Origin of the sequence: Catenuloplanes japonicus (genome assembly GCF_000717135.1) — a bacterium.
Classification (GTDB): domain Bacteria; phylum Actinomycetota; class Actinomycetes; order Mycobacteriales; family Micromonosporaceae; genus Catenuloplanes; species Catenuloplanes japonicus.
Genome location: NZ_JNXY01000018.1, coordinates 61,339 through 82,718, shown reverse-complemented (window position 1 = coordinate 82,718; position 21,380 = coordinate 61,339). Strand labels below are relative to the sequence as shown.

19 protein-coding genes and 1 pseudogene are annotated in these 21,380 nt (G+C 70.6%); 8 read left to right on the top strand and 12 right to left on the bottom strand.

Annotated elements, in window-relative coordinates; genetic code table 11:
* Positions 1-205: 205 nt before the first annotated feature.
* Positions 206-1,240: a S1 family peptidase gene (locus tag OP04_RS24940; RefSeq protein ID WP_456297624.1), complete on the bottom strand. Its 1,035-nt coding sequence runs from the start codon at positions 1,238-1,240 to the stop codon at positions 206-208.
* Positions 1,241-1,398: 158 nt separating this feature from the next.
* Between OP04_RS24940 and OP04_RS24935 the strand changes: the two genes are divergently transcribed.
* Both OP04_RS24935 and OP04_RS24930 read left to right on the top strand, forming a co-directional pair.
* The gene (locus OP04_RS24935) at positions 1,399-2,640 is read left to right on the top strand and encodes an FAD-dependent oxidoreductase (protein WP_085066750.1); all 1,242 of its coding nucleotides are present in this window, start codon (positions 1,399-1,401) and stop codon (positions 2,638-2,640) included.
* Positions 2,600-3,745, top strand: coding sequence for an erythromycin esterase family protein (locus OP04_RS24930; protein ID WP_051798921.1), 1,146 nt, complete (start codon positions 2,600-2,602; stop codon positions 3,743-3,745). The genes OP04_RS24935 and OP04_RS24930 overlap by 41 nt, the downstream gene beginning before the upstream one ends.
* A 218-nt stretch (positions 3,746-3,963) precedes the next feature.
* On the opposite strand, the pseudogene mctP reads toward OP04_RS24930, so the two are convergent.
* The 7 genes and pseudogenes from mctP to OP04_RS24895 form a co-directional block, all read right to left on the bottom strand.
* Positions 3,964-5,613 (bottom strand): annotated as a pseudogene (mctP, locus tag OP04_RS48595) (monocarboxylate uptake permease MctP).
* Positions 5,610-5,870 carry a DUF3311 domain-containing protein gene (locus tag OP04_RS24920; RefSeq protein ID WP_033342255.1) on the bottom strand — a complete coding sequence of 87 codons (261 nt, stop codon included), beginning with the start codon at positions 5,868-5,870 and terminating at the stop codon, positions 5,610-5,612. The pseudogene mctP and the gene OP04_RS24920 overlap by 4 nt, the downstream one beginning before the upstream one ends.
* 257 nt (positions 5,871-6,127) lie before the next feature.
* Positions 6,128-7,231 (bottom strand): bifunctional RNase H/acid phosphatase, encoded by a 1,104-nt coding sequence (locus tag OP04_RS24915; RefSeq protein ID WP_033342254.1) that lies wholly within the window; start codon positions 7,229-7,231, stop codon positions 6,128-6,130.
* Complete coding sequence (locus OP04_RS24910; protein WP_033342253.1) at positions 7,228-7,968, bottom strand: zinc ribbon domain-containing protein; 741 nt, start codon at positions 7,966-7,968, stop codon at positions 7,228-7,230. Before OP04_RS24910 ends, OP04_RS24915 begins: the two co-directional genes overlap by 4 nt.
* On the bottom strand, positions 7,965-8,813 hold the full coding sequence (locus tag OP04_RS24905; protein ID WP_033342252.1) for a Nif3-like dinuclear metal center hexameric protein: 849 nt from the start codon (positions 8,811-8,813) through the stop codon (positions 7,965-7,967). Before OP04_RS24905 ends, OP04_RS24910 begins: the two co-directional genes overlap by 4 nt.
* Before the next feature lie 24 nt (positions 8,814-8,837).
* Entirely contained in the window at positions 8,838-9,407 is a 570-nt protein-coding gene (locus tag OP04_RS24900) for a flavoprotein (RefSeq protein ID WP_033342251.1), read from the bottom strand.
* A 13-nt stretch (positions 9,408-9,420) separates the two neighbouring features.
* Positions 9,421-10,650, bottom strand: a complete 1,230-nt coding sequence (locus OP04_RS24895) for a helix-turn-helix domain-containing protein (RefSeq protein WP_033342250.1) — start codon at positions 10,648-10,650, stop codon at positions 9,421-9,423.
* Positions 10,651-10,905: 255 nt separating this feature from the next.
* Between OP04_RS24895 and OP04_RS24890 the strand changes: the two genes are divergently transcribed.
* The 6 genes from OP04_RS24890 (at position 10,906) to wecB (ending at position 17,154) form a co-directional block, all read left to right on the top strand.
* The gene (locus OP04_RS24890) at positions 10,906-11,613 is read left to right on the top strand and encodes a bifunctional DNA primase/polymerase (RefSeq protein WP_051798918.1); all 708 of its coding nucleotides are present in this window, start codon (positions 10,906-10,908) and stop codon (positions 11,611-11,613) included.
* A gap of 458 nt (positions 11,614-12,071) precedes the next feature.
* Entirely contained in the window at positions 12,072-13,046 is a 975-nt protein-coding gene (locus OP04_RS24885; protein ID WP_033342249.1) for a GAF domain-containing protein, read from the top strand.
* A gap of 1 nt (position 13,047) precedes the next feature.
* Positions 13,048-13,623: a hypothetical protein gene (locus OP04_RS24880; protein ID WP_033342248.1), complete on the top strand. Its 576-nt coding sequence runs from the start codon at positions 13,048-13,050 to the stop codon at positions 13,621-13,623.
* Positions 13,613-15,088, top strand: a complete 1,476-nt coding sequence (locus tag OP04_RS24875) for a glycosyltransferase family 2 protein (RefSeq protein ID WP_085066739.1) — start codon at positions 13,613-13,615, stop codon at positions 15,086-15,088. Before OP04_RS24880 ends, OP04_RS24875 begins: the two co-directional genes overlap by 11 nt.
* Positions 15,089-15,106: 18 nt before the next feature.
* Positions 15,107-16,006: a hypothetical protein gene (locus tag OP04_RS24870; protein WP_033342247.1), complete on the top strand. Its 900-nt coding sequence runs from the start codon at positions 15,107-15,109 to the stop codon at positions 16,004-16,006.
* On the top strand, positions 16,003-17,154 hold the full coding sequence (gene wecB, locus OP04_RS24865) for a non-hydrolyzing UDP-N-acetylglucosamine 2-epimerase (RefSeq protein ID WP_051798914.1): 1,152 nt from the start codon (positions 16,003-16,005) through the stop codon (positions 17,152-17,154). Before OP04_RS24870 ends, wecB begins: the two co-directional genes overlap by 4 nt.
* Before the next feature lie 134 nt (positions 17,155-17,288).
* Here wecB and OP04_RS24860 read toward each other — a convergent pair whose 3' ends face one another.
* From OP04_RS24860 to OP04_RS24845, 4 genes are read right to left on the bottom strand one after another with little or no spacing between them, the layout of a single operon-like run.
* Positions 17,289-17,999 (bottom strand): PaeR7I family type II restriction endonuclease, encoded by a 711-nt coding sequence (locus OP04_RS24860; RefSeq protein WP_033342246.1) that lies wholly within the window; start codon positions 17,997-17,999, stop codon positions 17,289-17,291.
* Between the two features lie 14 nt (positions 18,000-18,013).
* Positions 18,014-19,663: an Eco57I restriction-modification methylase domain-containing protein gene (locus OP04_RS24855; protein ID WP_033342245.1), complete on the bottom strand. Its 1,650-nt coding sequence runs from the start codon at positions 19,661-19,663 to the stop codon at positions 18,014-18,016.
* Between the two features lie 57 nt (positions 19,664-19,720).
* A complete protein-coding gene (locus tag OP04_RS24850) occupies positions 19,721-20,410 on the bottom strand; it encodes a RibD family protein (protein WP_033342244.1) in 690 nt (229 codons plus the stop codon).
* A gap of 59 nt (positions 20,411-20,469) precedes the next feature.
* Positions 20,470-21,333, bottom strand: a complete 864-nt coding sequence (locus tag OP04_RS24845; RefSeq protein ID WP_033342243.1) for a Vgb family protein — start codon at positions 21,331-21,333, stop codon at positions 20,470-20,472.
* Positions 21,334-21,380 lie beyond the last annotated feature (47 nt).

Sequence of the window (21,380 nt, the reverse complement as noted above, 5' to 3'; positions counted from 1 at the left end):
GGGGGGTACGGATCGGCAGCGGACATTCCACTCATTTGGGGAGAGTTAACGCCCCAGATGTGGGAAAGACTGTCATCGGTCAATGCCCCTCACAAGGCCTATTTCCCGCATGAGGTACTAGGCGGTATGGGGCTCATGAGCTGCGCAAACGGCCCGGATCGCATTGATCCGGGCCGTTTGCCCCGAAGGGTGCAAGGGAAAACCCTTAGGGAATGTTCACCCCGTAGACCGCCAGCACCTCGTCCACCGGCTGGAAGTAGGTGGTACCGCCGGTGAAGCAGTCGCCGAGGCCGCCGGACGTCAGCCCGAGCGCGACCGGCCCGGCGAAGAGCGATCCGCCGCTGTCGCCGCCCTCCGCGCAGACGTCCGTCCGGATCAGGCCGGAGACGGTGCCCTCCGGGTAGATGACGGTCGCGTCCACCTCCAGCACCGTACCGGCGTGCAGGCCGGTGGTGCTGCCGCTGCGCTGCACGGCCTGGCCGGCGACCGCGGTCCCGGCCGAGGTGATCTCCTGCGTGGTGCCGTCGTAGAGGTCCACCGCGCTCGGGTGGTCGTCGGCGGAGTAGCGCACGATGCCGTAGTCGTCGCCCGGGAAGCTGCCGCCCCGCACGGTGCCGAGCTGCGCGGTGTGGTCCAGGTCGGCGTACCAGACCTCGGAGACCTCGGTGCAGTGGCCGGCGGTCAGGAAGTACGACGCGACGCCGTCCGTGACCGTGAAGCCGAGCGAGCAGCGGTAGGCGCCGCCGTAGATCGCCTCGCCGCCGCTGATCCGGGTGCCGAGCCGGCCGGGGACGCGTTCCAGCCGGGCCGCGCCGCCGGACCGTGCGACCGCGGCCTCGACCGCGGACAGTCCGGCGCCGGTGACCGTGTCGTCCACGGTGACCACGATCAGGTTCTCGGCCGGGCGTACGGCCCAGGCCGTGCCCGGGATCGCGGCGGTGGCCCGCAGGTCGGCTGCGACCGCGGCCAGCGCGCCGGCGCCGCGGGTGACGTGCCGGGCGACGGCCCCGGCGTCCTCGGCCGTCCGCGCGGCCGCGTCGTCGGTGACGGTGACCACAATGGCGTCGCCGTCGAGGTAGGCGCCGGCCGAGCGGTCGCCGAGGCGGTCGCTGAGCGCGGCCGCGCCGGCGGGGTCGAGCGTGGGTGTGGAGCCGGCCTGGGCGAGGGCCGGGGTGAGCAGCGCGGCGACGGCGACCGCCGGCAGGGTGAGGGCGAGCGCGGCTCGCCGGGTGAGTGTCACGTGGAGCCTCCGAAAGATCGACATGTTCCGATGTCGAGGCTTGCACGAAAGCCGCGAGGTTGACAACTGCCGCCATCTATCCGAAAACGCTTCCCTCCTGCTTGTGCCTATAATTCAACGGTCGATGAGATTGGAGGTGCGCTATGAGTCGCACCGAGATCAGCACTGATGTCTGCGTCGTCGGCGGCGGACCCGCCGGCCTGATGCTCGGCCTGCTGCTCGCCCGCGCCGGGGTCCGCGTGACCGTGCTGGAGAAGCACGCCGACTTCCTGCGCGACTTCCGCGGGGACACCGTCCACCCGTCCACGCTGGCCCTGATCGCGGAGCTCGGTCTCGCCCGGCGCGCGGAGGAACTGCCGCACCGCAAGGTCCGCAACGTCACCATCACGTTCGCGGACGGCACCCGCCGGATCGCGGACTTCACCCGGCTGCGGGGCTGGCCGCCGTACCTGATGTTCGTCCCGCAGTGGGACTTCCTGGAGATGCTGGCCGCCGAGGCCGCGCGCTACGACACGTTCACGCTGCTCCGCGAGACCGAGATGACCGGCCTGCTCCGCGACCCGGACGGCACGGTGCGCGGCGTGCGGGCCGGCGCGCTCACGATCCACGCCACGCTCACCGTCGCCTGCGACGGAAGATCTTCGAGGGTACGGAGCGAGCTCGGCCTCACCCCGGTCGAGTTCGGCGCGCCGATGGACGTGCTGTGGTTCCGCCTGCCCCGCACCGAGACCGACCCGGAGGGCGTGCAGGGGCTGGTCGGGGCCGGCGGTGCGCTGGTCTCGATCGACCGGGGGAGTTACTGGCAGATCGCGTACCTGATCCCCAAGGGCGCGTACGGCACCGTGGTCGCGGAGGGGCTGGACGCGTTCCGGGCCAGGGTGGTCTCGCTCTTCCCCGCGCTCGCCGACCGCGTCGACCGGATCACCTCGTTCGACGACGTGCGCACGCTCACCGTCCAGGTCGACCGGCTGCGCCGCTGGCACGTGCCCGGCGCGCTGCTGATCGGCGACGCCGCGCACGCCATGTCCCCGATCGGCGGCGTCGGCATCAACCTCGCGATCCAGGACGCGGTCGCGGCCGCGCGGCTGCTCGCGCCCGCGCTCACGGCCGGGCGGCTCACCGAGGCGGACCTGGCCGCGGTGCAGCGCCGGCGCATGCTGCCCACCCGCGTCGTCCAGCGCGTGCAGCGGATCGCGCAGCGCGGCATGGTCGCGCCGCTGCTGCGCACGGAACGGCCGGTCGACGCGCCGCTGCCGTTCCGCGTGCTGGACCGGTTCCCGGTGCTGCAGGGCATCCCGGCCCGGATGATCGGCGTCGGTCTGCGTCCCGAGCACGTGCCTGCCGGTACTCTGCCCGTTCGTGAGACTGGACACTCTGGACCCCACGGCGCCGCTCGATGACCTGGAGCCCCTACGCGCCGCGATCGGCGGCGCGCGGGTGGTCGCCATCGGCGAGACCTCGCACCACGTGCGCGAATATCAGCTGCTGCGGCACCGGCTGCTGCGGTTCCTGGTCGAGCGGATGGGCTTCACGGCATATGCGCAGGAGTCCGGCTTCAGCGAGGGCCTGGCGCTCGCGGCCTGGGTCGCGGGCGGGCCCGGCGACTTCCCGGCCGATGGGCTGACCTACCGGTTCGGGAACGCGCCGGAGACCCGGGCCACGTTCGCGTGGATGCGCGCGTCCGGCGCGGTCCGCTACACCGGCCTGGACCTGCCCGGCGACCTCGCCTCCATGCTGCCCGCGCTGGACCGCCTGGACGTCTTCGGCAAGGATCTCGTCGACGCGGTACGGGAACTGGCCGCACGCTGGGCCGGGCCGCACACGATGCCCGCGTTCGCCGCCTACCTGGCGATGCCGCAGGCCGATCGCGACGCGCAGACCGTGCTGCTCGCGGCGCTCTCCACGCACGCGGACGCGCTCCGCCCGCTGCACCTGCGCACCGTCCCCGCCGCGCAGTACGAGACGACCCGCCACGAGCTGCGCCTGGCCGTGCTGCTCGACCAGCAGTTGCGCGCGCAGGCCCGCAGCGCGGCCGGCTCGGTGACCCACCTGGCCGTGAACGCGCGCGACGCCGCCATGGCCGAGACCGCGCGGATGCTGCTGGCCCGCGGCGAGCGGCTGGTGATCGGCGCCGCCAACTCCCACCTGGCCCGCGTGCCACTGCCCGTCGCCGGCCTGGAGATCCCGACGCTCGGCACCCACCTCGCCGCCGACCTCGGCGACGATCTCCTGGTCATCGCGCTGACCACGGCCACCGGCCGGATCATGACCCGCCGCCGCTCCGCCACCGCCCCCGAGGGCGCGGAGTTCCCGCCGGTCGACCTGGAACCCCCGGCCGACGGCAGCATCGAGTCCCTGCTGGCCACGGACGCCCCGGTCATCACCGACGTCCGCGCCCTCTCCGCCGCCCGCATCCGCGTCCTCGACACCTACCAGGATCTCCCCGTCGCCCGCGCCTACGACCTCGTCGCCTGCCTCCCCGCCGTCACCCCCACCACCCGCTGAGCCTGACACGCGGACTTTCAGCATCCGGGCGGGTCTGGGCCGGCCACACGCGGGACCGGCAGGGAGGAGCGCCAGCGACGACCGGTGCCCGCGGGAGCATGCGGATCGCCACCACGCTGGAAGCGGGCAGAAAGATTTTGTGGGTTTGACCCGGTTTGTGCTGGTGATCGACGGCCGCCCGGTCCCCGCCGCGGTGAAGCGGCGGGGACCGGGGTGGGTTACGTGGTTGCGGTCGGGGCCGGGTCCGCGGGAGCGGCCGGGGCGGGGGACGGGGCCGGGGTGGCGTCGGCGAAGTAGTCCTCGCGGACGGTGGCGTCGTCGCCCTCGGTGAGGCGCATGGAGCGCATGAGCGGGGTGGCGATCACCGCGACCAGGAGGTTGACCGCGACCGCGACCAGGCCGACGTAGATCGTCATCTTGGTGTCGAAACCGAAGTCGGACAGCGGGAACGCGGAGCCGCCGAAGTGCTTGCGGCCGGTGGCGGCGTTGGGGATCGAGTAGAGCATCCACGTGCCGAGGCCCATGCCGGCCACTCACCCGGCGACCAGCGCGCCGCGGTGCAGCCAGCGTGTGTAGAGGCCGAGCGCGACCGCGGGCAGCGTCTGCAGGATGATCACGCCGCCGATGAGCTGCAGGTCGATGGAGAACTGCGGGTCGAGGAAGACGATGCAGGCGACGGCGCCGACCTTGACCACCAGCGAGCTGATCTTCGAGACGTTCGCCTCCTGCGCCGGGGTCGCGTCCTTGCGCAGGTACTCCTTGTAGATGTTGCGGGTGAACAGGTTCGCCGCCGCGATCGACATGATCGCGGCCGGGACCAGCGCGCCGATGCCGACGGCCGCGAACGCCACGCCCGCGAACCAGGCCGGGAACTGCTGGTCGAACAGCAGCGGCACGACCGTGTTGCTGTCCACCGTGCCCTCGCGCGCACCCGGGAGCGGCTTCACGCCGGCCGCGATGGCCATGAAACCCAGGAGCGCGATCAAGCCCAGCAGCAGGCTGTACGCCGGGAGCGCGGACATGTTCCGCTTGATCACGCCACGGTCGCGGCTGGCCAGCACGCCGGTGATCGAGTGCGGGTAGAGGAACAGCGCCATCGCGGAGCCGAGCGCCAGCGTGATGTACTGCAGCTGGTTGTTGGCGTTGAGCGTGATCCCGTCGTTCGGCGCGGGCGATGCGGCGAATTTGGCCTCCGCCGCGTCGAAGATGGACCCCCAGCCGCCGAGCTTGGCCGGCAGGTAGATGACCGCCACGATGATCACTATGTAGATCAGCGTGTCCTTGACGAACGCGATCAGCGCGGGCGCCCGCAGGCCGGACTGGTACGTGTAGGCGGCCAGGATCGCGAACGCCACTATGATCGGCGCGTGCCGGGCCAGCGTGGAGTCGCCGGTCACGCCCATGGTCTTCAGCACGGCCTCGATGCCGACCAGTTGCAGCGCGATGTAGGGCATGGTCGCGGCGATGCCGGTGATCGCGATCAGCAGCGCCAGCGTCGGGGACGCGAAACGCGCGCGCACGAAGTCGGCCGGCGTGACGAACCCGTGCCGGTGCGACACCGACCAGAGCCGGACCAGCACCAGGAACACCAGCGGGTAGACGATGATCGTGTACGGCACGGCGAAGAACCCGGCCGCGCCCGCGCCGAACAGCAGCGCCGGCACCGCGACGAACGTGTAGGCGGTGTAGAGGTCGCCGCCGACCAGGAACCAGGTGATCCACCCGCCGAAGTTGCGGCCGCCGAGGCCCCACTCGTCCAGGTGGTTGAGATCCTTCGGCGCGCGCCAGCGGGCCGCCACGAATCCCATGCCGCTGACCAGCAGGAACAGCACGGAGAAGACGACGATCTGGACGATGTGGTCGCTCATCGGCGCTCACCCCGTCCGCTCATCCGGTAGACCAGCGTGGTGGTGGAGACGCCGAGGATGATGAACGCGAGCTGCAACCAGTAGAACACCGGGAATCCCAGCAGGCGCGGGTCGTCGTGGTTGAACAGCGGCGTGGTCAGCGGCACCACGATCGGGATGATCAGCAGCCAGTTCCACGGGCTGCGGTCCGTGCGGGCCTGGACCGGCGCGGACGCCGCGGCCTCGGTGGGGGTGATGTCCGGCGGTGGCTCGGCCATGAAGTGCTACCTCCTGCAAATGGCGTGCGTCAGGAGGCGGCGGGGGCGCGCCGCCTTCAGGTGCTAACGATCACGCTTGGGCGCGGGGAGACTACCCATGGGCAGAATGAGGCTGTGAAGTGATGCAGTTCACAAATGCGGCCAGTGGCGGGGCCCGTGCGCCGGATGGTTCATCGACCTAGATCACGATCATCCGGTGGTACGCCGAACGCCCGCGCCCCGGGAATCCCAGGACGCGGGCGTCGTCGTTGTCGATGTCAGGCCAGATGCGCGGTGTCGTTGACCGTCCGCACCGCCACGTTGCCGTCCGGCCAGCTGTCCACGATGGAGATGCCGGCCGGCTCCAGGTAGAGCCGGTGCAGGAACGCGTCGGACGCGGCCAGCGCGTCCTGGAGCAGCAGCTTGATCGGCGACACGTGGCTGACCACCGCGATCGTCGCGCCCTCGTGCGCGGCCAGCACCGCGGCCCGCGCGCCCCGGATCCGCTTCGCGACCGCCTTGAACGACTCGCCACCGGGCGGCGCCACCGCGGTCGAGTCCAGCCAGCGACGCATCTCCTCGGGCCAGTTCTCGCGTACCTCCGCGAAGCTCTTGCCCTCCCAGTCGCCGAAGTCGCACTCGATGAAACCGGGCTCGACCAGCACCGGCACGTCGCCGGCGGCACGGGCGATCTCCGCCGCGGTCGCGGCGCACCGGGCCAGCGGCGAGGTGATCACGGCGGCCAGGCCCGGCGCGAGCGCGGCCACCCGGCGGGCCGCGGCCTCGGCCTGCTCCTGGCCGTGCGCGGAGAGCGGCACGTCACCGCGGCCCGAGTAGCGCTTCTCCGCGGTCAGCTCGGTCTCACCGTGCCGGACCAGGATCATCCGGGTCGCCGCGGCCATCGACGGCGGCGCCCAGGACCGCGGCGTCTCCACGGGGGCGGGCGCGGGAGCGGCGGCGATGGGCGACACGCTGCGTTCGCCGTCCATCGCCTTGTTCGCCAGCGCGTCGGCGGCCTTGTTCTTCTCCCGGGGGATCCAGGAGAAACGGACCGTGTCGAAGGTGTCGACCAGACCGGCGGCCGTGGCGGCGAGCGGACGCAGCCCCGGGTTCTTGATCCGCCAGCGGCCGGACATCTGCTCGACCACCAGCTTGGAGTCCATCCGCACGTCGACCTCGGTCGCGCCCAGCTCGCCGGCGGCCGTGAGGCCCGCGATCAGGCCCGAGTACTCCGCGACGTTGTTCGTGGCCACGCCGACCGAGTCGAACCGCTCGGCCAGGACCTGGCCGGTGGCGGCCTCGAACACCACCGCGCCGTACCCGGCCGGGCCGGGGTTGCCCCGCGACCCGCCGTCCGCCTCGACGATGACGTGCAGGCTCACAGACCGGACTCCGCGGTACGCACCATGATCCGGCCGCACTCCTCGCAGCGCACCACGTCGTCGGCCGGCGCGGCCTTCACCCGGTGCAGCTCCTGGCCGTACAGCTCCAGGCGGCAGCCGCCGCAGCGCCCGGCGCGGAACAGCGCGGCGCCGAGCCCGGCGTTCGCCTCACGGAGCCGGTCGTAGAGCGCGATCAGGTCGCCCGGGAGGTCCGAGGCCAGCGGCGTGCGGGACTTCGCCTTGTACTCCTCCTCCTTGGTGATCTCCAGGAGCGCGGCATCGCGGCGCGCCTCGGCCGCCACGCGGTTCTCCCGCGCGGCGACCTGACGGCCGCCGATCTCGTCCAGCGTGGCCTGCGCGGTCTCCCGCTGCTCCATCAGCTCCAGTTCCTGATCCTCCAGCTCGCTCTGCCGGCGGGTCAGGCTGGCCACCTCGTGCTGCAGCGCCTCCAGCTCGCGGGCCGGGCCGGTGCCGGCGGCCAGCCGGTCGTCGTCCTTCTGGCGGCGGAGCCGGACCTGGTCGATGTCCCGCTCCAGGCGGGCGATGTCGCGGTCGATGTCGTCCACCGTGACCTGAGCGCGCACCCGCTCGTCCTCCAGCGCGGAGAGGGTGCGGGCCAGCGTGTCCAGCTCGGCGAACTCCGGCAGCGTCTTGCGCCGGTGTGCGAGCTGGGCCAGGGAGGTGTCGACAGCCTGCAGATCCAGCAGACGGCGTTGATCTTTCGGCGCGGCCTTCACGACGAGGGCTCCTTCTTCTGTTCAGTGGAGAGCGGGGACGCCGCATGCAGCGTCCAGGGGTCGGTGTCCAGGTCCGAGACGATCACCTCGACCGGGTGCGCGGCGCGCAGCCACTGTGCGACGTCGTCGCACCAGGGGCGCTCGGTGGCCCAGTGCGCGGCGTCCAGCAGCGCCGGGCCGCCCGCGGCGAGGTGCTCACCGGCCGGGTGGTGCCGGAGGTCAGCGGTCAAGTATGCCTCGGCGCCGGACGCGGCCGCCGCGCCCAGGAACGAGTCGCCGGCACCACCACAGACCGCCACGGTACGAATGATGCGCTCCGGGTCGCCCGCGGCGCGTACCCCCCAGGCGGTCCTCGGCAGTTGATCTGCGGCTTTCGCGGTCAGCGCGGCGAGCGTCAGCGGCGCGGGCAACGTGCCCACCCGGCCGAGACCGAGCGTGGGATCGTCCTTGCGCGGGACGAGCGGGCGCAGATCGGTCAGGCCCAGCCGGGCCGCGAGCGCGTCGGAAACGCCCGGATTCGCCGAGTCGGCGTTGGTGTGCGCGGTGAACAGCGCGACGTCACCCTTGATCAGCCGGTGCACGATCCGGCCCTTGAACGTGGTCGGCGCGACCGACGACACGCCCTTGTGCAGCAGCGGATGGTGCGCCACGATCAGGTCCGCGCCGATCTCCAGCGCCTCGTCGACGGTCTCGGGCACCACGTCGACCACGCACAGCACGCGGCGCACGACCGCCTCCGGCTCGCCGAGCACCAGGCCGATGCGGTCCCACTCCTCCGCCCAGGCCGGCCGGTAGCGCGCCTCGAGCGCGTCCACCAGCCGGCCGACGGTCGTTTCCGATGTCACGGCGAAGACTCTATCGGCCTCGCCTCAGGTCAGGCTGCCGTCCGTGGGGAGCCGCACGCGCAGCACCTCCAGCGTCAGGGCCCAGGGGAACCGGTCCACGTAACGGTCGCCGGTGCCGGGCGGGTGCAGCTCCACCACGTCGTCGCCGAACAGCACGCTCACGCCCCAGGAGCGCAGCCGGTCGATGTTCTCCCGGAACGCGGGGTGCGCGGCCATCGCCTCGTTCGTGTACGGCATGGCGACGATCGGCAGACCCTTCCCGTAGGCCTCCACCAGCAGCCCGAGCGCGAGCGTGTCCGCGATGCCGGCCGCCCACTTGTTGACCGTGTTGACCGTGGCAGGCGCGACGACGATCGCGTCCGGCGGCGGCAGCACGTCCGAATCGCCCGGGTTCTTGTAGCTGGAACGGACCGGGTGTCCGGTCTGCGTGGCCAGCGCCGCCGCGTCGACGAACCGGCGACCGTCCGGCGTCGTGATGACGCAGACGTCCCAGCCGTCGGCCCGCGCCAGATCCACCAGCACGCCGACCTTGCTGGCGACCGGAGATCCGCAGGCCACGACGTAGAGCACGCGCGCGGGCACACCGCCGATCATGGTTGATGAACTTTCATACGCCAACTCCCATGTGCTCAGCCAACTCGGCGATGGCGGCCGGCGGCGTACCACGGGTGCGACGTAGCACGTCCGAGATGACCGCGTGCGCGATCGGCCGGCAGCGGATCTCCGACGGCGCGAGCCGGTCACCTTCGAGCAGCATCTCTCCCGCCCTCTCCATCTCTCCCATCTGCGAGTATCCGCGGGCGAGGTCGAGGTAGTGATGCGCCCGGCGCTCCGGCAGCAGCGAGTCCAGCCCACCGGTCTCGGCGATCTTGTCGTGCGTCTCGATCGCCATCCGGCCGTCGCCCAGCTCCACCATGGCCGCCGCGCGGTGCAATTGCACGTTGGTCGGCCCGAACGAGGTCCAGTAGTGGTTCGCGTCCACGCCGACGTGCTCGGCGACGCGGGTCGCCTCGTTCATCAGGTCGTGCACGGTGGCGGTGTCGCCGAGCCGGGCCGCGGCCATGCCGCCCTGGAGCAGCAGCATGCCGTACACGCTGAGGCGCTCCGGCGTGCTGTCCGTGTCACCGGCCGGGGCGATCTGGTTCGCGACGTTCACGTGGATCTCCAGCGCGGGCCTGGCGCGGCCCAGAGCCAGGAGCGAACTGCCGACACGGTACGTCGCGACGCCGGCCAGCAGCGGGTCGTCGGCACGCTGGCACACCGCGATGGACCGGTCCGCCGCCAGCCAGGACAGCTCGTGCTCGCCCAGCTTGCGCAATGTGGACGAGGCGATCTGGTACACCTGCCCGAGCAGGTGGGCGGCCTCGGGGCGGTCCGTGTCCGGTGTGGACGTGTCCAGCGCCTGGCCGTCGCGCAGCAGCTTGGGCAGCGCGCGGGCCAGCACGCCGTACTTCGCGTGCTGGAACGTCAGCCACGCGTGGCTGACCGCCTTGCGCATCTCGCCCAGCGGCGGCGCCTGCGGCGTGGCCGCGAAGAACGCGCTGATCTGGTTGTACCGCTCGAGCGCGGAGCGGATCTCCTCCACCTCGACCTGGTCGATGCAGTTGACGGTGTCCGGCCGGCGCTCCGGATCCTTGCCGAGCAGCAGCTGCACGTCGACCTGCAGCACATCCGCGATCTCGTAGATCACGGAGAACTTGTCGAGCCGGCGGACGCCGCGCTCGACCTTGTCCACCCAGCTCTTCGACTTCCCCAGCCGGTCCGCGAAGACCTGCTGGGACATCTTGCGTCGGCCCCTCCAGTACGCCACGCGGCGTCCGATCGGCAGCTCGTCCACTGGTCCTCCCCTTGCTCACCGTGCTCGATATGGCGGCACCCCGAGCGGAGAAACACGTCTTTGAATTTCCGGTGCCGGTGGGGGTCACTGCTTGGTGCGGTCGCACAGCGAGTGTGCTCGCCGGGCTCCCGCTGTTCGTAACTTCATGTGCAAGTTGCAACCGGTACGACACTCGATAACGACGGCGAGTGCGTCGGGTGACGGCTTGATCACCCGAGAATCTGGATGAATTACCGACCTGGGGGTTTTCTAGCCATGCGGTGGAGCGCCCGACCGCCATTTGTTTCGCCGGCCCTGTCCGGATTGACCAGCGTGTTGCAACGGCCGCGCCTGCGCCGTGCCGCGCTGCGCTACGCGGACCACGACTGGCACGTGCTCCCCGGAGCGTGCCTGACCGGCACGAAGTTCGTCTGCGGGCGACCGGGCTGCCCGACGATCGCCTGCCACCCGGCGCTGGAGTCCTGGGAGCGCGAGGCCACGGTCGACGTCGCCCGGGTGGCGGCCTGGTGGCGCTCCCGGCCGTATTCGGTGCTGCTGGCCACCGGCCGCGCGTTCGACGTGCTGGAGGTGCCCGCACACCTCGGTCTGCGCGTGCTGGGCGCGGCCCGCCTGCTGGCCGGCGTGGTCGGCCCGGGGCGCGGGCAGGTGCGCGGCCCGATCGCGGTCACGCCGACCGGGCGGTGGATGCTGCTGGTCGCGCCCGGTGACCCGCTGCGACCGGAGCTGGACGAGTGCCTGGACGTGGTCCGGCACGGTCCCGGCTCCTGGATTCCCGCCCCGCCGACCCGGATGCCCGAGGGGCCGGTGCGCTGGGCGGTGTCGCCGGAGGAGGTGCAGTGGCGGCTGCCCGACTCGTACGCCGTCCAGGCCATGCTGGTGGACGCGCTCGGGCTCTACGGGCGGCACGTCGACCCCCGGCCGCTGTTGCCCCGGCAGTCGACGGGGGCGCGATACGCGGCCTGAGCTCTCAATTCGACCGCCTTCCTGGCACGCGTTGAAGATCCAACCGTGTCAAACCGGTACGAGTAGCTGTCAACGTAACGGCCGGGCATGAAGGGGTCGACCCCCCGAACGGCCGACAGGGGCGTGGAAACTTCCACGGAGGAAGTTGCAAGCGGGTTGCCCCGGTTGCAAAACCCGCCCCGCCATTGATTCCCCGCCCGCGCCTCCGCATCTTTGTGTGAGCAGTCGGTAACTGACTGTTATTACGGAGTGACGGAGGGGCGGGCATGCGACTCGATCGCCAAGAGGCTTCGCACGCGTGGGGACCCCACCTGCCACCGAGTGACAACCGGGTGATTCGTCAAGCCCTCGCCGGCGAGGCCGAAGTGCAGGGTGCCACCGCGACGTGGCCGCCGCTACCGCGTCTCCAGCAGAGTCCGACGCGTACCGGTGTGGGGGAAACACAACGGGGGAACACTTTGAAGCAGATCAGCTTCCGGAAGTCCGGCGAGGAGCTCGCGCCGACGCCGGCCGAGCAGACCGCGCCCGCGGACTTCACGGTCCTGGCCAACTCGGTCGTCCGCTCGCTGCGCAGCCTCACCGACCTGGACGCCTGGATGGTGGCCCGCGTCGTCGACAACGAGCAGGTCCTGCTCGCGGCCGACGCGGACGGCCTGCCGGTCGCCCCGGGCTTCCACCAGCCCTGGGAAGAGTCGGTCTGCGGTCTGCTGCTCGGCGGCGGCGCCACCATGCCGCTGGTCATCGACGACCTCACCACGCTGCCCGGCTACAAGCACTCCGTCGCGGACCGCCTGAACATCGGCTTCTACGCCGGCGCCCCGATGTACGACCGGGCCGGCAACCTGATCGGCACGCTGTGCGGCCTGGACCGTACGCCGCACGCGGTCGAGATGCCGGCGCTGGCCGACCTGGTCGCCGTCCAGGCCGCCATGCTGGCCAAACTGCTCGACGCGGAGCTGCTCAACGCCCGCTTCCAGCGCGGTGTGCACGGCGAGCTGCTCGGCGTGCACCGCGACGCCCCCACCGGCCTGCCGGACCGCGTCGCCTGGGGCGGCCTGCTGGCCGACCAGGAGGCCGTCGTCCGCCGGTACGGCACGCCCGCCGGCGTCATCGTCATCGGCGTCGACGCGGTCATCACGGCCGGTGCGCTCCGCCGCATCACCAAGGCGCTGCGCGACGAGGGCCGCCGCAACAACGACGCCACGGCCGTCCGCCTGGACGGCCGGCACTTCGCGCTGCTGACGCTCGACCGCACGCGCCGCGAGGTGTCCGGCACCGCCACGCGCCTCGAGCGCAAGCTCAACGACCTCAAGGTCCACCCGCGGGTGGGCTGGGCGATGCGCGGCGAGGCCGACGACCTGCAGGAGACCTGGCGACTCGCGGACAAGCGCAAGTTCGAGCGCCACCGCGACAGCATGCACGTGGGCGGCTGACATGACGACGTACGACCTTCCCCGCCCGCGCTCGCACCGCGCGATGTCCGAGGCCACGATCGGCCCGTTCCGCATCGCGCTCGCGATCGCCTCGGTGCTCGCGATCGCGGCGCTGATCTACTGGGACGAGGAGCTGCGGCACACCGAGGCCTGCATGTCGGCCTGGCTGGCCCGGCGGAACGGGCTCACGGACGCGGTCTGCAACGGATCGTCCGTGCTGTTCGACATCAACGGCTTCCAGAGCGGCGTGACCATCACGCTGGGCTGCACCGTGACGTTCCTGGCCATCCCGTTCCTGCTGGCCACGTCCGGCCTCTTCGTGATCCACCGCGTCTCGCTGATCAAGTCGTTCCTGGCGCTCATCTCCGCCATCGCGTTCATCATGGTCTGCAACCACCTGCGGCTTCTCGCCATCGAGGTGGCGATGCGGATCTGGGGCGCGGAGGACGGCTACTCCGCGACGCACATCCTGGTCGGCACGCTGATCTCCACGCTCGGGGTCATCGGCGGCGGCCTCGCCTACCTCTACGTCCTGCTCTACGGCGACAAGCCCCAGGGAGCCCGCAATGATGGATAGTTCGAACTGGCTGCTGGCCCTGCTCAACACCGGCGCGTTCCTGCTCTGCGTCGGCTTCCTGGTCTACGTCATCGTGATCATGCGGCCGTACCTCAGCATCAAGGAGCTGCCGCCGGGCGACTCCGCCGACAACGACTGGCACCTGATCGTGCCGGCGCTCAACGAGGAAGAGGTCATCGGCGGCACCGTCCTGCACCTCACCACCACGTTCCCGCAGGCGCACGTCTGGGTCATCGACGACGGCTCCGACGACGCCACCGGCCGGGTCCTGGCCGAGCTCGCACCGCGGCTGCCGAAGCTGCACGTCATCACGCGGGTCGCGCCGGACGCGCGTACCGGCAAGGGTGATGTGCTGAACCTCGGCTGGTCCTCGATCGACGAGTGGGTCACCCGCAACGGCGGCGACAAGAAGAAGACCATCGTCGGCGTCGTCGACGCGGACGGCCGGCTCGACCCGCACGCGTTCGACATCATCTCCGGCGAGGAGATGTTCGCCGACGGCACGGTCGGCGCCGTCCAGGTGCTGGTCCGCGTGGTCGAGGACGTCGAGGCGTTCGTCAGCACGGACGTGCAGACGCTGGCGTCCCGCAGCGCGCTGCCGGCGCCCGGCGACGCGTCCATCCTGGTCCAGCTGCAGGACATGGAGTTCACCGGCCCGATCGCGGCCATGCAGGGCCTGCGCCGCCGCACCGGCAGCGTCGGCATGGGCGGCAACGGCCAGTTCACCCGCCTCTCGGTGCTCAACGAGATCTCCAAGAAGTTCGGCACGCCGTGGCACGGCGCGCTGCTGGAGGACTTCGAGCTCGGGCTGCACGTGCTCCTGATGGGCTACCGGACGGAGTACTGCCACCACACGTTCGTGGCCCAGGCCGGCCTCGACAAGCTGCGACCGCTGATCCGTCAGCGCAGCCGCTGGTCACAGGGCGGCATCCAGTGCCTGAAGTACCTCTGGGCCGTCATGCAGTCCCGCAACGTGTCGCTCTCCGGCGCGCTGGAGATCGCCTACTACCTGTACGTCCCGTGGTCCCAGCTGTCCGGCAGCATCATCTTCCCGGCCGCGATCGGCATCGACCTCTGGTACGCGCTCAACACCGGCGGCGGCGCGGACCGATGGTGGGTGACCGGCGCCTGGGGTGTCGTACCGCTGGCGCTGCTCTTCGGTGTGTTCCCGCACGCGGTCTGGGGCCTGCTCTACCGCACCCGCTGCGGAAACATGATCACCCGCCGGCGTGCGCTGGCGCTGGCCATGGGCAACCTGCTCTACGGCTACCTGCTGCAGGCCGCGGTGTGGTGGGCGCTCATCCGCATCATCCGCCGCAAGACCGACTGGAAGAAGACCCAGCACCCGGGCACCCGGGTCGGCATCGCGCTCGCCCAGGCGCAGACGCCCGACGAGTGGGCGGCCGAGATCGAGACCGCCCAGAAGCTCCACCACCACTCCTCCTCCACGCTCACCGGCGTCTGAACCGCAAAGGCACAGATCATGAACTCACGACGGAAGACCGCACGTAACGCGGCGCTCGCCGCGGGCGTGTGCCTCGCGACGATCTTCGGTGCGGCCACCCCGGCCATGGCCGACACGTCCAACGCGTACGCCCAGGCCCTGAACACCTCGCTGGTCGGCGGCCTGGTCGGCGCGCACACCACGCCCAGCCAGGTCGCGAACGACGGCACCCAGCCCATGCAGACGGCCAACCCGGGCACGCCGGCGCTGGTCGGCGGGCAGAGCATCATCAAGGCGGGCGTGCTCGTGCAGCAGGCCACCGCCTGGGCCGAGGGCCGGGACGCGGCCTGCGCCGGCGTGGCCGGCAACGGTGGCGCGGTCGCCATCGGCAACGACGGCACCTGCACCGTCTCCGGCGGCGGTGGCGTCTCGCTCGAACTGCTGAACGTCGCGGGCCTCGGCACCGTCACGCTCAAGGCGGACGCCATCACCAGCGAGTGCTACGCCACGTCCCTCGGCGACCTCCGGGCGAAGTCCACCCTCGCGAACCTGCGGCTCGAGACCAAGACCACGCCCCTGATCGGCACCGGCACCACGTCCACCACCAGCCTCGCCGGGCAGACCGGCCCGAACACCGGCATCAACGTCGGCGGACTGCTCGGCCTCGGCAACATCGCCACGCTGATGATCAACGAGCAGAGCACGGACGCGACCACCAACAGCGCCAGCGCCACCGCGCTGCGGATCGGACTGCTCGGCGCGGTCGGCGTCCTCAGCTCCACCGTCGAGGTCGGCAAGGTCAAGTGCGGCCAGACCATGTATACGCCGGCGCTGCCGATCCACGGCATCCCGATCGCCGGCGGCGTGCTCGCAGTCGCCATGTGGTTCGGCCGTCACCGGATCAAGAACCTCGCTCACTCCCTGCGCGGTACCCGATGACCGCGGTGGCAGTCGTCTTCGGCACCCGTCCGGAGATCATCAAGCTCGGGCCGGTCATCGCCGCGCTCGGTCCGGCCGCCCGGCCGGTCTTCACCGGCCAGCACTACGACGCGGCGCTGGTCGCCACATTCCTGTCGGTCGCGGGTGTGCCGGACCTCAAGCCGGCGCTTCCCGGCATCGGCGGCACCGGGCGCGCCGACCAGCTCTCCCTGATGCTCACCGGCCTCACCGGCCTGTGGCGCGAGGACCGCCCCGACGCCGTCATCGTGCAGGGCGACACCAACACGGCCAACGCGGCCGCGCAGGCCGCCCACTACCTCGGAATTCCCGTGGTGCACGTGGAGGCCGGGCTGCGCAGCTTCGACCGCAACATGCCCGAGGAGATCAACCGCCTGGTCATCTCCGCGGTCGCGGACGTCCACTGCGCCGCCACCGACGAGAACGCGGAATTCCTGCTCCGCGCCGGCACGCCCGCCTCCTCCGTGCACGTCACCGGCAACCCGATCGTGGAAGCCACCCGCGCGATGCTCCCCACCGAGCTCGAGCGGCGCCGCATCCTCGCCGAGACCGGCCTGACCGACCCCGACTTCGTGCTCGCCACCATCCACCGCCCCGAGAACGCCGACGACCCGGCCCGGCTCGCGCTCATCCTGTCGCAGCTGGCCGCGCTCGGCCACCCCGTGGTCCTGCCCCTGCACCCCAGGACCAGGCAGACCATCACACGGTACGGCGTGCGCGTCCCCTCCGGGATCACCGTCATCGACCCGCTCGACCACGGCCGCTTCCTGGCGCTGGCCTGCTCCGCCACCCTGATCGTCTCCGACTCCGGGGGCGTCCAGGAGGAGGTCACCGTGATCGGCAAGCCGCTGGTCGTGGTCCGCAACAGCACCGAACGCCCCGAGGCCATGCGCGCCGGTTTCGCCCTGCTCGCCCAGCCCGAGACGATCCTGGAGGCCGCCCAGCGGCTGCTCGACCCCGCCCACCTGGCCCGCCTGGCCCAGACCCCGTCCCCCTTCGGCGACGGCCAGGCCGCCACCCGGATCGCGACCCTCACCCTCGCCGCGATCCGCACCGCCACCGCTCCCTCCCCGGTCACCGCAGTCCCGTCCCAGGCCACACCCCCGGTCACGTTCCTGCAGGCCGCATAGGCAATCACCCCGGTAGTAGAGAACCCCCCGAGGCAGGCTGGGCCTCGGGGGGTTCTCGCATGTCCGGATGCAGGCACGACCCATGCCGTTGGCCCGCGGTCAGTCACACGAGGTGACGTGTCCTGCCGCCCCGTTCAGCCGAGGGCCTGGATATAGGCGATTCTGCCCGCGATCGCGGCCGTCAGATTGTGCGTGGACACGGCGGCCAGCGGCTCGTCATGAATGCCCTCACCCTTGGTGGTGCTGATCAGGCAGGCGGCATCATAGAGGCGTTCGCGCAACAGCCGCTCGAAGAGGAGTTCGTAGCGGCGAACGTAGGACGAGCTGTCGAACATGGGGTCCGGCGCATAGAGCGGTCTTCCTTGATCACGTACGACGGATGTGGATCCGGCCGCATTCTCGATGACGAAGACGAACCCGAGCCACGGCTTCACCGGACCGACCAGGCCCGCCTCATAGGCACGCCATAGATCGACCGCGTTTCCGATGGCCTCCTCGGTCCGGTTGTTGAAGTTGTTGCCGAACGAGCCGACCTGGGACTTGCATTCGATGGCCGCCACCAGGGTGTCGCCGTAGGTCACGACGATGTCCCAGTTCTTGGCACGCCGATAATAGCCGGGAAGTGGGATGACACCCGTCTGCCGAATCGTCGCGCCGAGCGCCGTCAGCGGGGCGAACTGCGACGCGATGAGGTTCTGCAGCGCGGTCAGGTGCTGGCCACCGGTGACACTTCCCCGCGTGCCGGCGTCGACCTTCCCCGACTCGATCTGCTTCTGAGTCTGGAGATCGCGGCCGGTCCAGAAGGCCCTGATGGCCGCATCGTAATCCTCGAATGTCGCACTCACGTACCGCGGTCTCCCTATGCTTCGTCGAGTTCGTACAGTGCGGGGTCGATCTTGTAGGCCCGCGCCGCGGCCAGAGTCGCGCCGCGCACGTCACGTGTCCGGAAGGACGACCTCAGTGCATCACACGTCTCCGCATCAATTCCCTCAGGACTGGGCACCCGGATCAGCTTCAGGTATTGGGCCTGGAAACGGAGTGTCCCGCCCCTCATGCGAACGCAGTACGCCTCGATGAAGGCCTGCGCGATCCGCGACAGCAGAAGCCCGCCGAGGACTTCCATGTCCCAGTTGTCGGAGATGACGTAATAGAGGTTGTGGTGCGGATAATGGCCACCTTCCTCTAGCACCGGATGGATGGTGGTCTTCATGTCCTGCAGCAGCAGTTTCGGCTTTCCGGTGAGGCCGGACTGTACCTTGTCGATCGTGCGATACCAGGAGGACGGATCTTTCCGGGACACGAACCTGTCCTTGAGAACCGGGTGTCGGCCGAAGTATGCGGCCATGCGGGGATAGTCCCGCAACGGCACCAGGGAACCGTCCTCAGCCCACGGATTGACCAGGTAATTCCCCTGCCAGGCGAAGGAGCCGGTCATGAGGTCTCGTCGCATCGCGAGCGGGAGAAGCCGATCCGGCTCGGCGACCGTCCGATCCTTGGTGATGAAGACCTTGTCCGCTCCGGTGGCGACGCCGATCGACACCTTCGTACCGGTATCCGGGTCGTGCAGCGGAGCGAACTGATCGGTGAGGAGTTCGATCAGCGCCAGACGGGCGGGAGACCCGGTCGGCCACATCTCGCCGCCGTCGAACCAATGCGGCAACCGGTTGGCCTTGACGCCGGCGGTCGAGAACTCCTCCACGCTGTCATCCTGCGCGGCCTCGGTGAGCGCCTGTGCCGCGGCGGGGCCGAAATCGCTGTTGGTGTCCGCGACCCAGGCGACGCGCTGCGCGTGATTTCCGAACACCGTGATCGCGGGGTAGGCCGACACCTGTGCCTCGAAGGCATCCACGTCGTGCATCGTCCAGACGTGCTCGACCGCGTACTCACGCGCCACCAGGGCCCGGAGCTCGGCGCCGTACTGGTTCCGCATCCAGCGATCGGCACAGATGAACCCCACCTTGCCGTCCGGCTTCAGCAACCTCAGCGACCGCTCGATGAACCCGACGAAGATGTCACCCCGGCCACGCATCGTGGGCCACGTGCTGCGGTACTCGGTCGCGAGGTCCTCCGAGAGGTCGTCGTACCTGATGTACGGCGGGTTCCCGATCACGACATCGGCGGTGAGAGCCGTCCGCCCCGGGATGAGGAAGTCAGCACGGTGAATCCAGGTGCCGACCAGGTTCGCCGCGGTCGACTCCGCTGCGCCCGCGGCGAGGAGAAGCGCCTGGCATAGTCGTCGTGCGGCCTGCACGTGCTCGGGCTGGAGGTCGTAGGCGCGGATCGCGTCGCCGAGGCCGGCCAGGTCGCGTCCGTGTTTTCTGGCGCTGGCGATGAGGCGCTCGACCACGGGGCCCAGAAATGCTCCGGAACCACAGGACGGCTCCACCAGGCGCAACGAGCCGAGATCGCGGCTTTCGGTGTAGCCGGTCAGGTCGAGCAGCGCCTCGACCACCCATCGACGGGTGAAGACTTCGCCGAAATTCTGCACGACGTGGGGCTCGAGTGTCACAGGGACACCTTAAGGAAGGCCTCGAGGCCTGCACTCACTCGAGTCTCGGTGGCTGAATCACCACTCGAGCATGTCCTCGGGCTTCGGCAGGTAACGAAGAAGGACCACGTCGCCGACCGGCCTCGCCTCGGCCAGGCGCATGCGCCGGCCGGAACCACCCGGGTAGGTGGCCGGGTTGAGGAAGCGGGGGGCGTCGGCGTCGCCGACGACGATCGGGGCGACGGCCATCTGGATCTCGTCGGCGAGGGACTGGGAGAGGAAGGCGGTGTGGATGCGGGAGCCGCCCTCGACCATCAGCCGGCCGATGCCGCGTGCGCCGAGGTCGTCCAGGACGCGGCCGAGATCCACGGCCGGGCCGGTGGAGACGACGTCGGCGAGGCCGGACAGACGCTCGCGCAGCTTCTCGACCGCGGCGTCCGTGGTGTAGGCGACCTTCTCGCCCCCGTGGTGCCAGAACGTGAGGTCGCGGTCGAGGTCGCCGCCGGCCGAGACGGTGACCTTCAGCGGGTAGGCGGGCTTACCGGCCGCCACCCGCGCAGCCCGCCGCTCCGGGCTGTTGACCAGCAGCCGTGGGTTGTCCGCGCGCATGGTGCCGGCGCCGATCAGGATGGCGTCGGACTCGGCGCGCACCTGGTCGACCCGGTCGAAGTCCTCCGTATTGCTGAGCAGCAGCCGCTCCGGGTTCGCATCATCGATGTAGCCGTCGATGGAGACGGCGACGCTGAGCAGCACATGAGGACGGGGCATCGGGAGATCCTCCGCTAGGAACGGCGCTGGTGAGACTCTGACAACCGGCGTTCGCGCGTTCAGGCGAGTTCCGCGCGCACGACCGAGCCGGCCTCCAGCGCCACCCACACCGCCCCGTCCGGTGCGATAGCGAGGCCGTGTGGCTCGGAGCCGGGCGTCGGCAGGTCCCAGTGCTGGAATTCCCCCGCCGCGGTAACGTGCCCGATCCTGTTGGCCGCCCACTCCGTGAAGTAGCACCCGCCGTCCGGATCCGCCACGATCGCGTGCGGTTTGGCGTCACGATCGGGCAGCGGGAACTCCGTGATCTTGCCGGATGGCGACAACCGCCCGATCTGCCCGGCCAGGATCTCGGCGAACCAGACCGTACCGTCGGAACGGCCTGTGATCCCGACCGGTCCCGCAGCGGGCGTGGGCAGCGGAAACACCGTCACCTCGCCGGAGAGTGTCACCCGGGCCAGCGCGTTCGCCGCGTTGAGCGTGGTCCAGAGCGCGCCGTCCGTACCCTCGGCGATCATGCTTGGAAATGCTTCTGGCACCGGCAGCGGGAACTCCGTGACCGATCCGTCCGGCGCCAGCCGGCCGACCGCGTTGCCCGCCATCTCCGTGAACCAGACCGCGCCGTCGGCCGCACACGTGATCCCGAACGGGCCGACCGCGCCGGCCAGCGGAGACGCCTCGATCACACCTGAGGCGGAGATGCGCCCGATCTGATGATCGCGCGACCGGGTGAACCACACGCCGCCGTCCGGCGCGGCCACGATCACGGCGGGCCCGCTCTCCGTCGCTTCAAGATCAAATACCGAGACCTCGCCGGTACGCGACACCCGCGCGATCTGCCCGGTGTGGATCAGCGTGGTCCACACCTGCCCGTCCGCGTCACACACGATGCCATAGGGCGCGCCGCCCACCGGGAACTCGTTCATCCATCCATGATCCCCTGTGGCCGCCCGCGCCGTCAGATCCGGGTCAG